Origin of the sequence: Bacteroides intestinalis DSM 17393 (assembly GCF_000172175.1) — a bacterium.
GTDB classification, from domain to species: Bacteria; Bacteroidota; Bacteroidia; order Bacteroidales; family Bacteroidaceae; genus Bacteroides; species Bacteroides intestinalis.
The window spans coordinates 1,069,577-1,083,105 of sequence record NZ_ABJL02000008.1; the positions used below are offsets into that span (position 1 = coordinate 1,069,577).

A 13,529-nucleotide genomic window follows, 5' to 3' on the forward strand; every position below is an offset into this window, starting at 1 on the left:
CTAACGAGGCAAAGATAATAAAAGCAAAACTAATTTAACAATAAAGAGATAAAAAAGATAGAGAACACATCAATTATGACTAAAAATCTGACTCACAAAACATTGAGGGGAAAAGGCGGATTACTCCGCCTTCCATCACTCATCCTCCGGTAACTCTCCTGCCCGTATCCACTTTGCATACGTCAACAACGTCTCTCTGCTCACAATTTTTCCCGTATCCACACTCACCACATCTATCACCGAAGTCAGCGAACGGATAATCTGTGTATAATTTTCTACTCCATTGTAGCGCAACTTCCCTTGCTCTATCAACTTTACAATGACTTTGGCAATCTCCTTCGGATGGCCGTAATACTCTAACCTTGCAGGTGTATCATGCTTTTCTACCTGCCGAAGCTGCCGGAGCAGACTTTTTTTTCTCGACACTAACCAGCAGCTCTTCAACGAGTGTGTACTCACGTTCACTGATAATTTTCAGTTCATCGCGCAATTCTTCTAATTCCATAAATATTATTTTTTAATTTTTATCCTCAGGTAAGCACGGTCATCAAAAGAGCAGTTTCCTTTCTTTATCCCTTTTGTACTCTTATACAACCGCATACACAGAGGATCTTTTTCCAAAATATCTGCAAGATAACATTCCGACTCATGCAAAGTAGAATACAGATGAGGATAACCGTCGGAAGACAATACCACCTCCTCCGCATCGCCCACAGGGAAAATATTCACCTGCTTCATCTGCACGGGAAAACCATCGAATACAGGAAATGCAAATCGTTGCCCTTTTACCGGACAGTTCTGCAAAACAGCCTGTTTTTGCAGAAAAGGATAGATAAACTCCCGTCCCAGATCGTGAGATTCCAAATCTTTCAGCGTAGCCCCATCCAGCAAAGCAACTTCATTGACTACCGCACGTGCATTTGCCATGATAGCATCAATCTCTTTCTCATTAGAGGAATATAGATTACCAATGATACACTGACAATCACCCACCTGCCAAACTTCATTCCGGGCATAGCTATAAATCACGCCATTAGCCGTAAAACGTTTCCTCGGCTTTGCCTTCAGTTCATCAAGCAAATTATGCTCCACATAAAAATCATGTATTTTCTCTGTTATGCGGCTAATGGCACCAGCAGCATCAATATCCTTCGGAAAATCGTGTATAGCCTCCAAAGCAAGTTCCATAGCCAGGCGACCGGTTTTCTTACCCTCATAAGTGAAGGTAGATTTAGCCGTAGCCCCATCAATCACCGCCGCAAAGTAGGGAGTAACAATAATGCCATCCTCATTGGTCTGCGGACTCTTCTTGCCTTTCAGAAAACACTCCTCAACCATAAAGTGAGGAACAGAAGGAGCCTGATATTCATTTTCTGACTGTAGGTATGTCCAATCGCGTTTACAATCCATTACTTTCGATTTATGTTTCAAATAATCAATCAGGTATGCCGGACGGTCTGTCTGCAAGATCGTTGCACCCAGATTATCTATCAGATATCCGTAACCTTTATCCCGATTGGCCAGTGAACAATCATCATCATGTCCGCCCGCATGTGTATCCCACAAGGTATTATACCAAATATGGGATTTCCCGGTCATTATCTTCTTCACTTCGTAAGGTAACGGATTGGTATCATGGGCGAACTTAAATTCAATAGCCACCGGTTTCAATACCCGAAGATAATCATTTAACTTCTGAATGGCATCTTCTTCATCCAAATTAACTTTCGGCATGAAAACCACCTTATCCAGATATTTCCCGTAATCACGCTTCACATCTTCCGCCGGAGCATTACTTTTCATGATTACCAGGTTGGTAGTTCCCGTCTTCTCTAATAATTCATACACCTGGTCGAAGTAATCAAAAGCCTTATCCAAATTCAACATCACTTTTCCTTTGGCTGCCAATAACGCTTCTTCCAAGGTGGGAACCTTGTAAATGGTCTTAATATGACACCCATTCCGCAAACGCAACGCTTTAATTTCGGCTAAAGTATGATCTTCAGGTTTTCCTTTTCCAGTAGTAGTACGATCGAGGGTATTGTCGTGCAGTAAAATCAGATGCCCGTCTTTGGTACGGGCAAGATCCACCTCCACAATATCCACTCCCATCCGAATGGCATTCTCTATGGCTTCCAATGAATTTTCGCAGGCATTGCGCCAATCGCCACGGTGAGCGGCAACAAGTACTTCCTTACTATTCGATTCAAATAATTTAGAACGTATCTGTACCAATCTTGAAACCTTTTCCCCTGACAGTTCCAAATATTTCTTCGCATACCGTTTTCCTAATTCTCTTTGCGACCGTGTATCAAAGTGGAATTCATCAATATTAGTCAACCCTTCGGAAGAAACAAGTCCAGCATAAGGTATGCTATCGGGAATCAAAGCAATTTTTTCTACGATATGCGAATAGTCCGGATTCCAGCGTCCTATTTCTCCTGCAATAAATGGCAAATCCGGAATCCCCAAATCACTACGCAAATCAGCAACCAATGTATTCAGATGATTCAGATAGCTCTGATAATCATCCCGGTTAGACTCCCCTTGATGCCAAATGATAGTTGCCGGTTTCAGGTCAGGGCGCTCGCGCAAAGCTTGTTTGATACGGAACAATGTTTTCTCATAATATCCGGCAGTATCGTTTTTCATAAAACGCTCTAAAGCGGTTCCTCCACGTGCATTGACCACAAAAAATATAGTATCCTGTAATTGCTCGGACAATGTTTCAGCAAAAGTATATCCGGGGCCCAACTTCTGCATAGCGATATCCTTGCGGATATTCGAAAAACGATTCAATGGGTTTCGGAGCACTTCAAAATGCCCATCCGCATTCAGCAGTTTTACCATTGGGCAAACTGCCATGTCCGCATCTTCTATTGGTGCCCTGCCCGACATATTAGATTGTCCGAGCAGAATAAACAAACGCTTATGGGCACTTGCTTGGGAAGCGACCAAGGTAGTAATCAATAGAAATAAAAATATATATATTTTCTTCATACTTATTTTAGCTTAAAAACAACATTCTATTTTTCTACAGATATAAATCATCTACTCACTACTTTTTTGATTCCTGCAATTGTGCTTTTAACGAATCTATTTCTTTCTGCTGCCGAATAGTATAAAGAGTTAGTTCTTCGATTTTTTGCAGAAGTATCTTATTCATATCATGTTGAGAGTAACCTTCCTCAGCAACTTGCTCTGCAGAAGGAACATCGGATAAATGATTATTATCTTGTATAAAATCAGCCACCTCATAGATAGTTGGCAGACTATAGTCTTTGCTGAAAACAAAATCCGACCAAGAGGAGTTAGGAGCAATAGCGTAATCTTCGGAGAGAATACCCTTTTTTACAAATAATCGATACTTATTTTTTAATTCCGCACGAATTTTTGACACATCATCGTGTGACAAATCCACATACAGGTTACGATCAGCACTAATAAATAATGCAGAACCATTATTTGTTCCAAGATGAAGCCCATGATTCGAGTATGTGCCTATCCACCCATCATCATGATTCACCGCATATCCTAAAAACAAATTAACATGATTATCAAAAAGTAGAGACATCGGAACAGTAGTACTCACCTCATTAGCTTTTACTGCAAGTTGTGGATTATCATTTGCTTCAACACCTGCAGTTCCCCAAAAGCCCAAACCTCCGTTACTCCCAATACGCATCATCTTATTATTATTAGCATTATTTATAGTTGGGTCATTATTACGACCAGGCCCCAGACTTGTCCAATATTTATCATCAAAATAAACCTTATCGTACAAATAAATCTTATGTCCGATGGCAGACCTTACATGCAAACCTTCACTATCGCCATTTGATGTAATAGTAGATTTGCTACCAGTTGTGAGCAAATCCAAAGTATTACTATTTGAAGGATCCAAGGCTCTGACAGAAAAGCCCTCAGCGCAAACCCACCCCTCTACACCAATAGTAAGATTGCTAATTGTTTTTAGAATATTATTAAACATTGCAGGAGATATTTGATAAGCACTACTTGGTTTCAAAAGTCCCCATTGTCCCGAATTATTTATAAATCCTCTGGTTATACTTCCCGCACTAAAACGAATCCCCCACACATCGTCAGGCGCCAATGGCGCATTTCTAAGATTATCAATATACTCACCAGCGCCTGATCCGTTGGAATACATTCTATATATAGACTGTGCATGAATATTAAAACCACACATTAAAACAGTAAGTATCAAAATAACTTTTTTCATATCACCTATCTTTAACTATTAACAAAAACTTTTTTATTTATCCGATAATTATCCGATTCAACAATAACCAAACATACACCATTAATTTGTAATCGGATATCTCGTTCCAAGAGTTGTACATTACTAAAAAGTAATTCCTTCAACAACATTCCCTGAGAATCGGTCAGACGAATCCTAACATTTTCCCCTTCAGGAAAACGAATGTGAACTCGAATGACTCCTGCACCTTTATCAAAATAGATTTCTTCAAATAAAAGGGGAATATCGTGGCTTTCTCCTATATCACTTTTTATCTGCTTTTTACCTTCCCATTGCCCAATACACCATCTTTGAGAATCAGCATTATCCGGCACTTGCTGAAACACTCCTTCACGTGTATCTGACAAACTCATCCCAGTCGCAATATTGATAATAGTGTACAATCTCCCTTTCGCCGTATCTTTCATTGGATAAATAGACCACTTCTGATTATCAGATTCCACATCAGATGTCATTGACAAAGCATATCCGGCATCTGCACTAAGAAAAGACAAATCACTTTGATTTTGCAAAGTATGCTGTAATGCCCCTTGAAATCCTACGCAATGAAAATACCAGGTAGAAGAATAAAGAGGAATGCCTGTTTCTACATTAAACAATGATTCACTTCCCATACTGAACTGTGATTCGAATTGATATAATATTGAAACTTGCTCACCAGATAATGCAGTATCATAAATTTTGAAATCATCTATTCCAGTACTGGGAATATGATCTACCGCCCCAATACACATTGATGTAAACAAATTCCAGTCCGGTATAAAAGCAGAATAACATTCCGTCATTTTTCCTTTAGGCGTAACTAAATAAAAGTGAGTGCCATCGTCAGAATAAGTGAGTGCCACAAAATACCATCCCTTTCCTTCATTAAAATTCGAATCATCCCACATCCATTGCTGATCCGGTAATACATTCTTCTGATTATCCGTGTGATAAATATCCAACACAGCCCGTACACCTTTTCTTTTCATTCCAAACAACAAATTTCCATCTTGATCTTTTGTCCAAAAAGCCTGAGAAATGGAGTCTTGACTAACATATAACCAGTAGGTCAAAGTCAGCTCCCTTTGTCCCTGTTCACCAGACGTAACAAGAGGAAAAGACAAATAACTATCTTCTTTATCAAAAGATATGGCTTTTCCATTTGTCCCAAACCTATCGGCAAGTGCATGAACAGCTCCATGAATATCCGCAGTCTGACCAGACATAATATCTTCTGAATCAGTTCCGTTCAGAGGAAAACATTTTTGCGGTAATGGAATCTCCTGAGCACATAAACAAGACGAAAAGCACAAAGTCATCATTAATATTATATTTCTCATAAGCACCTCTTTTAATTATCCTTACTAAATTCATTATTCAATGTCGAACGTAATTCAGAATACTTAAACTCATAAATACCTATTTCCTCTGGCATCGTAAATGTTGTTGAAGGATTTGGATCACCAAAAACCAACTTTGCCAGTGGAGAACGAGTAAGAAAGCCATTCATTATATGGAAGCGGGGAGAATCAATTCGGCTTATTTAAGTATTCAATATTATTATTGAGCATGGCCCCTGCACTGGCATACAAGAAAATAGAAAAATCAAAACCTTTATAGGTTATGTTATTGACCATACTTGCAATAAACTTCGGACTGGTAGAGCCCAATATTTTTCGATCAGCTTCTGTTATCTTCTTATCACCGTTATCCCATATTTTTATATCTCCCGGTTTAAAGCTTGCGCCATTTTTATTGAACTCAGACATTTCAGCCAAGTCTTCCGAAGTATTCTGCCAGATTCCTATTTTTTCATAATCATAATGCACATTTATAGGATGTCCGATGAACCATTTATTACCCACATCATCAACTTTTCCATTATACAAAGATTCAATGGATTCTTTATTAGCGTAGAACATTACATCTGTAGTCCATTGGAATGCTCTTGTATTCACATTTAAGGTAGATAAAGATATTTCAATACCCTTATTCTTTGTTTCTCCTACATTGGAAAGAACACTTCCGAAGCCTGAAACGACCGGTATCTGACGTTCCAATAATAGATCAGAAGTATGTTGAAGATACAAATCAACAGTTCCACTCAATCTATTATTTAAAAAACCGAAGTCAATGCCGACATTCCACTGTTTCGTTGTTTCCCAAGTCAATTCACTATTAGCCATAATACTAGGTGCATATCCTAATACTTCGGAAGCGCCATTATCCCATACATATTTAGACAAACTAAGTCCTCCTCTTGTCATATAAGGATCTATAGCCGAATTTCCTGTTTTGCCCCAACCAGCTCTCAATTTTAAGTTCGACATTACATTCTGCCTCTTCATAAACGCTTCTTCACTAACTCGCCATGCCAAAGCCACAGAAGGAAAAGCAACCCACTTATGACCTTCTGCCAAACGGGAAGAGCCATCATAACGTACGGAACCTGTAAAAAGATATCTTTCTTTATAACTATAATTCAAACGTCCCATAAAAGATGCCATAGTCCATTTTGTCAGATTACTGCCGATATTATCTATAATGGAAGAAGAAGCCAAATCATTATACAGCAGCTTATCAGAAGTTATATCTTGTACACCTATCTTATTCGATTCTGTTTTATCCTCTTGAATAGATTGCAACAGGGTTACACCTACAGTATGATCCTTACCAAAATCACGGTTATAGAATAGCATATTCTCAAGTGTCATCATCGTATATTTACTCATACCATTGTAAGCATAGGAAGTACCTAACTGCCGGGTACTGGTATTGGAAGAGTAAAACTGATAATCCTGTTTGGTACGAGCGTCAAGACCTAAGTTACTCTTAAATTTTAATCCTTCTACCGGAAAAGTCACTTCAATATAATAACTTCCCAAATATCGGCTAACTTTTTCTGGTGCGGATACAGCTCCTTTTTCGAGGTTCATTAAAGGATTCCACATCTGAGCATCAGAAGCAACCAGTTGCGTAGGAGTGCCATCTTCATTACGCAACGCCCCCAAAGGGCTGATACGGTACATATAGGCATCACTTTCCATGCCACTGCCACGTTCCTTTACAGAGTGCGAGTATTGTGTTTGAAGACCAAACTTAAACCATTTATTAATTTCATGATTTAAGTTTAAACGTATGGAATAACGTTCGTAACTTTGATCTTTCATTATACCTTCATTCTTATTATAAGTGGCAGATGCCAAAAAGTTCGTCTTCGCATTTCCGCCGTTGACGCTTATCTGATGATCGGTTATAATACCATCGCGCGTTACATGATCAAACCAATTATCAGAACGTATTCTTGACGGATCGTAATTTCCATTTTCATCATAAGCCATCATCAATGATTCAAGTACATAAGCATCTTGCTTAAACATTGGATTTGCCATATCAGCCGCTTTGTCGGGGTGATCCATAGGATATTTATTCGAACTATTTGTATTACGATAAGCTTCACGCACATATTCGGCATATTGGGCGCCGTTCATTAAATCCAGTTTATTCTGCATAGTCTGAACACCAAAGTATCCGGAATAGTCAACCTGCGTTTTTCCGTCCTTTCCTTGTTTTGTCGTAATCAGTACAACCCCATTAGCACCTCTGGAACCATAAATAGCTGTAGCAGAAGCATCTTTCAAAACCTCCATTGATGCAATATCTGAAGGACTAATTTCACGAAGACCACCTGTAATAGGAACGCCATCAACCACATACAATGGTTCATTACTTGCATTGATTGAACGCTTACCGCGAATTAAAACTGATGGAGAAGTACCTGGTGCCCAATTATCTTGAGAAACCAACACACCGGAAGCACGCCCTTGCAGAGCTTCAGAAGCAGAAGTAACAGGTACAGAAGCAATTTTTGTTGCATCTACGGAAGTCATAGCACCTGTTACATCCCTTTTTCTTTGCACACCATAACCAACTACCACGACTTCATCAATCAACTCACTATCTTCCTGAAGTATTATATTGGAGAGATTTTTATCGGATGCTTTCAGTTTAATAGTCTTATAACCAACATACGAAATAGTCAGAGTAGAATTCTCAGGAACACCTGTCAAAGAATATTCACCATCTATATTAGTTATCGTACCATTAGACGTTTCATCTACTAAAATACTGGCACCAATTACAGGTTCGCCTTTTTCATCAAGAACAGTACCTGAAATCTTCTTTGTTTTCCTCGTTTGCTGCAGAGAATCCGAAGTCTTCTTCTCTTTCAGATAGATTTTCTTCTCACCAATTTCAAAAGCCACATTCGTACCAGTGAACAATTTACTAAGTACATTGGACAGATCTTCATCTTTTGCTTCAATGGTAACCATTCTGTCCGGATCAACCGTAGGACGACTGTATGCCACAGTGAGCCCGGTTTGCTGCGTAATGGCATCAAAGACTTTTGTTAACTTAACTTGCCGGAATTGCAAAGTCACTTTCTGAGCAGAGACCGTTAAACAAGTCATAAAGCCTAAAAGAAGTACAAGTAAAATCTTGTGTTTCATAACTTAAATTTTAGATTAACATTAGTATAAAAATTCGCTTTATACTAAGTAGACACACAAGATTTTGGAGCGGGTGAGAGAAAATAGATTTTTTTTCGATAAATGAGGAAAAAGACCCTTAAAAGCAAAGAATCGTCATTAGCGGTCCAAAATGTAGCTCGTCATCTTGTATTTTATGTATCTGCACATAAATGTCCAATCATCTATGATGATTTGTACAAATCTACGACTTTTATTATATTCGTGCAAGAAATCTGAGGATAATGTAAACTGTTCTATTTGATAAAGAGACTTCGTTCATAGAAAGCAGAAAAGATAAAAGGCGGCTATTTCTTGCCGATACCGGCAAAAATCGCTGTCTTTGAGAATAGAATAAAAATATTTTAATAGAAAACCACGTACGCCCAACCATGAGAACATATGAGAGAAAGAAAAAATTTTGCGTGCGTTAGACCTACTTGTGACAGAGGATAAGATACCACATCACTATATTAAATTCATTAGAGATGGGGTTTATGAGTTTCGTTCTAATTATGGAAATACAGAATTTCGTGTATTTTTCATTTATGATGGAAATACTATCGTTGTCTTATTCAATGCCTTCAAAAAGAAGACACAGAAAACGCCTGATAGCGAGATAAAGAAAGCGATAAAGTTAAAGGAGGAATATTATGCAACTAAAAGAAATCAGTAAAGACATTTACGATGTCAGTGCATTGCTTGATGAAGTATTGGGAAAGGAAGGGACTCCCGAACGTGAAAAGAGCTGCGAAAAGGCATGGGAAGAGTATAATGCCCAGATCCTATTGGATGCCCGTAAAAACGCAAGACTTACGCAGGCAGAACTTGCCAAGCGTATAGGGGCTGACAAAGGTTATATCTCAAGAATAGAGAGAGGTCTTACAGTTCCAACAGTATCTACTCTATATCGGATTGCAGCAGCTATGGGACTAACCGTAGAGTTACGACCTGCGTAAAAACAAAGGAGATGTGTCAAAACTAAGGCACATCTCCTTTTTTTATATTTAAATGTTTTTTTTCTCTATGCGACTCTTTTTTCACTAATTTGGTAATACGCGGCTATATTCCTCGTATATTGCGTCATAATTGTTCTGATAAGAATACATATAATGCGTGCAGTCCCTCCCTTTCCTGTTTTTAGTAGTTTAGCGCACATTTTTTTGATATTAAAAGCTATAGCAAAGAAAGCAAAGTCCATCGTAACCTTGTCTTCTCCTTTATGTCTGAACCGGCGGTATGCCATGTTGTATTTCATTTGTCCAAACACAGCTTCCGGTTCTATACACCTCCTGCCTCTATGCTTGATACCTTCCTCTGAGAGCAATTTTTCCCGTGCCTGCCGTTTGTATTGGTTTAACCGGTGATTGACTTCTATAATACGATTTCCCTGGGCTTTAAAGCAACTGCCACGCAAAGGACAACCCTCGCAATTTTGTGCTTTATAACGTGCACTTTCGGTGATGTATCCGCTTGCTGTTTTGTCACGTCTGGTCCCTATACGGTTCATGCGCTGCCCCATAGGGCAAACGTAATAATCCTCTTCTGTATTGTAATGGAGACTTTCCGCATGGAACGGATTGGGAGTATAACGGGGACGCTGTTCTTTATGGAAGAAGTTATACTTGACAAAGGCTTCTATCCCGTTCTCCTGCATGAACCGGTAATTTTCTTCTGAGCCGTAACCAGAGTCTGCCACCCCGACAGCGGGTAAGCGGTTATAGCGATGTTGGAAGGAGTGGAAGAAAGGAATGAGCGTCAGTGTATCGGTAGGGTTGGGAAACTGTCGGAAGTCTATGAGAAATTGGTTTTCAGTACCTATTTGCAAATTATATCCGGGCTTGGTCTGCCCGTTCTTCATGGCGTCTTCTTTCATACGCATGAATGTGGCATCAGGATCAGTCTTGGAATAGGAATTACGTTCTCCAAGAGTGTCAAGATGATTGTCGTATTCCGTCAGCTTGTCACGATACCCTTCAAGTTCCTTGAGCTGTTTCTTCTTTTCGCGCAGGGCTTTCTTTTGTTCCTTATCCTTTGTCGCAGGCTGGTGTTCTAGGACTTCTTTAAGTTCATCCACTATGTCAGAGAGCATGGCGGGAGTGAATTGGGCGGGTGTGTCTTTTACGGAGTTCTCTTGTGCAATGGCTTCGTCCACCTGTTCCAGAAGGATACGAATCTTGTCCAGCAACTTCGTGCGGTGCTTTTCAACACTCTTGCGCCAGACAAAAGTATATTTGTTGGCTTTGGATTCAATCTTAGTGCCGTCGATATACTCCACCTCAAGACTGATGAAACCTTTGTCGGCAAGGACAAGAACTAACTGGGTGAATACATTATTTATCTCCTCCTTTACACGGTTACGAAAACGATTGATGGTGATAAAATCCGGATGCTCATTACCGGCAAGCCAGATATAATGAATGTCACGCAAGAGAAGCTTCTCTATTTTACGGCACGAATAGATATTATTCATGTAGGCGTAGATAATTACCTTAAGCATCATTTTAGGATGATAAGGACAGCGGCCGGTTTCTTTATAAAGTTTATTGAAACCTTCAAGATGGAGAGTATCAACAACTGTGTTGACTATGCGAACCGGGTCGTTCGACGCAATGTTTTCATCAATTCTTTGAGGAAAAAGAACGGTTTGGTTGGGAATGTAAGGACGAAAATGTAACTTTGCCATAACGAAATACTTTATGCCTAAAGATACAAAAACTTTGGGTAATAGCAAAGCCCGGGCTTGCGAAAGTCTGGGCTTTGTGCATAAAAAAGGTTGTGCCAGAGTTTTGACACAACCTCTTTCGTTTGTTTGAAAACGCAAATTAGCATAAGCGTAATTAGAGGCTTTTTTATATATTGCCTACAACTCAAATCCGCATAATCAATGCATTAGACGGGAATCCTCTTTTTTTCTTGTGACTATCACTTCCTTTTCAGCCTCCTTATATTCAAACCGTAGCGGCGCAATCTTCTCCAAATCCTGAAGAACTTTTTCGAGAAGCGTATTCTCTGACGTAATCGTAAAGTATACATCTCCAACTGCCGCGTCTTCTATCTTGAAGCCTACATCATACCAGCGATTCAGCACCTTGATAACCTCGGACAACGGGGCATCTTTAAAAGCGATCACGTTCTTTTTCCACAAAGAAGAAATCTGCGCATCCATGTTCCGGATAATAGTGCAATGTTCACTCTCCTTGTTATAGACAAGTTTCTCACCGGGCTTCAACGGATATTTCTTATCTGAAGCAAGTGTCAGATTAACACGACCTTCGTCCAGACAGACCGTGATATCCTTATTCTCCGGATAGGCCTGAACATCGAACGAAGTTCCTAGAACATGCACGGCAGGTCCGTTAAGATTGACAATGAAAGGTCGACGGGAATTTTTCGATACTACAAAATAAGCCTCACCTTCCAAGTAGACTTCACGACTGGACAGCGCAAACTTTTTAGGATACTTCAAACGCGAATCCGAATTGATATACGCACGCGTACCATCCTGAAACATCATTTGCAGACGCTCACCTTTGGGTACATAGATTTCTTCGTAACCAGAATCGCCCAGCAGATCGACACGGGTATTCACCTGAACAAACAGTCCTATCAGCAGCACAAACGGAATGAGTACGGCAGCCACACGGAAAGCAATCCTGCGGACGCGCTTCTGCCGGATATTGCGACGGATATGGGCAAGCATCTCTTCGGACGGGATTTCGTGATCGACATAGAGTTCTTCGAATCCCTGTTTGATCTCTACGGCATCACGATCCATACTTTTAGCCAGATAGGCCGCACCCTCATCGGTAGCAAACCAAGCCGCTACGATCCGGGCAATTTCAGGAGTAGATGTACCTGTCAGCACTTCCTGTATCTGTTTTTCTGTAGGTATATTCATATTCTCTGTACTCATACTGTTAAATAGACACTTAAATACCTTAACAAGGTGAGGTACGTAACAAAAATTAGCAATTTTCCCAGATGGACGCGCAACAATTTCAGCGCATCGGAATAATGGGTTTTGATTGTATTGATAGAGAGTTTCAGGCGGTCGGCTATCTCCTGGTTGGAGAGTTCTTCACACACTTTCATCAGACAGATTTCCCGCTTTTGGGGTGGCAACATATCGACAGCTTTATAAAAGATAGACATCAGTTCTTTCTTTTCCAGACTGTCAACAAGGGTATCTTCGTAAGTAGGGATGCCTTGGGCTATCTCATAATTCTTGGTAAGGGCAGTATTCTCATTGCGTATCACATTGAGTATATGATTTTTAGTCATTGTTATCAGGTAGTTTCTCAGGCTGATGCCTACCCGAAGCTCCGAACGGAATTCCCAGAAACGGGTAAATACGTGTTGCACAGCGTCTTCTGCCATCGCGGAACTCATCAAATAGCGATAAGCCAATGCATAAAGCAGTTTGTGATATTTATTGTAAACCGCAGTAAATGCCTCTACATCTCCCCGCTCCACTTTAGCAAAAAGTGTTTCATCGTCAATATCAGATGTTTGCGGGGCTCTACGCTGCATTTAAACTGTGTTTTTAAGGTTAAACGATAGAATGATGCGGGCAAATATACTCATTTTTGATAAAGGTGGGGTATGGATGGGAGGTTTTTATGGATGAGGAGATGGAAATGAAGAGGTTATAGTTGCACAATTGTGCAACTATTCATATCTTTGCTATATGAAACGCAGGATTACAACATATGGTGGATATTTTGAGAGATTCA

General features: G+C 39.9%; 11 protein-coding genes. 2 read left to right on the forward strand and 9 right to left on the reverse strand.

Going from position 1 to position 13,529, the window contains the following annotated elements; translation table 11 throughout:
- Nucleotides 1-135 precede the first annotated feature (135 nt).
- The 6 genes from BACINT_RS13760 to BACINT_RS13780 form a co-directional block, all read right to left on the reverse strand.
- On the reverse strand, nt 136-426 hold the full coding sequence (locus BACINT_RS13760) for a hypothetical protein (protein WP_007664095.1): 291 nt from the start codon (nt 424-426) through the stop codon (nt 136-138).
- A complete protein-coding gene (locus tag BACINT_RS24720; protein ID WP_259297078.1) occupies nt 374-505 on the reverse strand; it encodes a hypothetical protein in 132 nt (43 codons plus the stop codon). The genes BACINT_RS13760 and BACINT_RS24720 overlap by 53 nt, the downstream gene beginning before the upstream one ends.
- A gap of 5 nt (nt 506-510) precedes the next feature.
- Nucleotides 511-3,000: a sialate O-acetylesterase gene (locus BACINT_RS13765; protein WP_007664099.1), complete on the reverse strand. Its 2,490-nt coding sequence runs from the start codon at nt 2,998-3,000 to the stop codon at nt 511-513.
- A gap of 58 nt (nt 3,001-3,058) precedes the next feature.
- Nucleotides 3,059-4,243: a hypothetical protein gene (locus BACINT_RS13770; RefSeq protein ID WP_007664101.1), complete on the reverse strand. Its 1,185-nt coding sequence runs from the start codon at nt 4,241-4,243 to the stop codon at nt 3,059-3,061.
- A gap of 11 nt (nt 4,244-4,254) precedes the next feature.
- Nucleotides 4,255-5,604 carry a LamG-like jellyroll fold domain-containing protein gene (locus BACINT_RS13775; RefSeq protein ID WP_044155049.1) on the reverse strand — a complete coding sequence of 450 codons (1,350 nt, stop codon included), beginning with the start codon at nt 5,602-5,604 and terminating at the stop codon, nt 4,255-4,257.
- Nucleotides 5,605-5,793: 189 nt separating this feature from the next.
- Nucleotides 5,794-8,775 (reverse strand): TonB-dependent receptor, encoded by a 2,982-nt coding sequence (locus BACINT_RS13780; RefSeq protein WP_007664110.1) that lies wholly within the window; start codon nt 8,773-8,775, stop codon nt 5,794-5,796.
- Nucleotides 8,776-9,214: 439 nt separating this feature from the next.
- On the opposite strand from BACINT_RS13780, the gene BACINT_RS13785 reads away from it, so the two are divergent.
- Together BACINT_RS13785 and BACINT_RS13790 are read left to right on the forward strand one after the other, a co-directional pair.
- Entirely contained in the window at nt 9,215-9,469 is a 255-nt protein-coding gene (locus BACINT_RS13785; RefSeq protein WP_007664113.1) for a type II toxin-antitoxin system RelE/ParE family toxin, read from the forward strand.
- Nucleotides 9,447-9,752 (forward strand): helix-turn-helix domain-containing protein, encoded by a 306-nt coding sequence (locus tag BACINT_RS13790; RefSeq protein WP_007664115.1) that lies wholly within the window; start codon nt 9,447-9,449, stop codon nt 9,750-9,752. The genes BACINT_RS13785 and BACINT_RS13790 overlap by 23 nt, the downstream gene beginning before the upstream one ends.
- 65 nt (nt 9,753-9,817) lie before the next feature.
- On the opposite strand, the gene BACINT_RS13795 is transcribed toward BACINT_RS13790, so the two are convergent.
- From BACINT_RS13795 to BACINT_RS13805, 3 genes are all read right to left on the reverse strand, one after another.
- Nucleotides 9,818-11,479, reverse strand: a complete 1,662-nt coding sequence (locus tag BACINT_RS13795) for an IS1182 family transposase (RefSeq protein WP_007664117.1) — start codon at nt 11,477-11,479, stop codon at nt 9,818-9,820.
- 198 nt (nt 11,480-11,677) lie between these two features.
- A complete protein-coding gene (locus BACINT_RS13800; protein ID WP_370807833.1) occupies nt 11,678-12,694 on the reverse strand; it encodes a FecR family protein in 1,017 nt (338 codons plus the stop codon).
- 11 nt (nt 12,695-12,705) lie between these two features.
- Nucleotides 12,706-13,326, reverse strand: a complete 621-nt coding sequence (locus tag BACINT_RS13805; protein ID WP_007664121.1) for an RNA polymerase sigma factor — start codon at nt 13,324-13,326, stop codon at nt 12,706-12,708.
- Nucleotides 13,327-13,529 lie beyond the last annotated feature (203 nt).

Coding starts and splice junctions, on each gene's coding strand:
- BACINT_RS24720 (WP_259297078.1), bottom strand. CDS start 505: ATGGAATTAGAAGAATTGCGCGATGAACTGAAAATTATCAGTGAACGT.
- BACINT_RS13765 (WP_007664099.1), bottom strand. CDS start 3,000: ATGAAGAAAATATATATATTTTTATTTCTATTGATTACTACCTTGGTC.
- BACINT_RS13770 (WP_007664101.1), bottom strand. CDS start 4,243: ATGAAAAAAGTTATTTTGATACTTACTGTTTTAATGTGTGGTTTTAAT.
- BACINT_RS13775 (WP_044155049.1), bottom strand. CDS start 5,604: ATGAGAAATATAATATTAATGATGACTTTGTGCTTTTCGTCTTGTTTA.
- BACINT_RS13780 (WP_007664110.1), bottom strand. CDS start 8,775: ATGAAACACAAGATTTTACTTGTACTTCTTTTAGGCTTTATGACTTGT.
- BACINT_RS13790 (WP_007664115.1), top strand. CDS start 9,447: ATGCAACTAAAAGAAATCAGTAAAGACATTTACGATGTCAGTGCATTG.
- BACINT_RS13795 (WP_007664117.1), bottom strand. CDS start 11,479: ATGGCAAAGTTACATTTTCGTCCTTACATTCCCAACCAAACCGTTCTT.
- BACINT_RS13800 (WP_370807833.1), bottom strand. CDS start 12,694: ATGAATATACCTACAGAAAAACAGATACAGGAAGTGCTGACAGGTACA.
- BACINT_RS13805 (WP_007664121.1), bottom strand. CDS start 13,326: ATGCAGCGTAGAGCCCCGCAAACATCTGATATTGACGATGAAACACTT.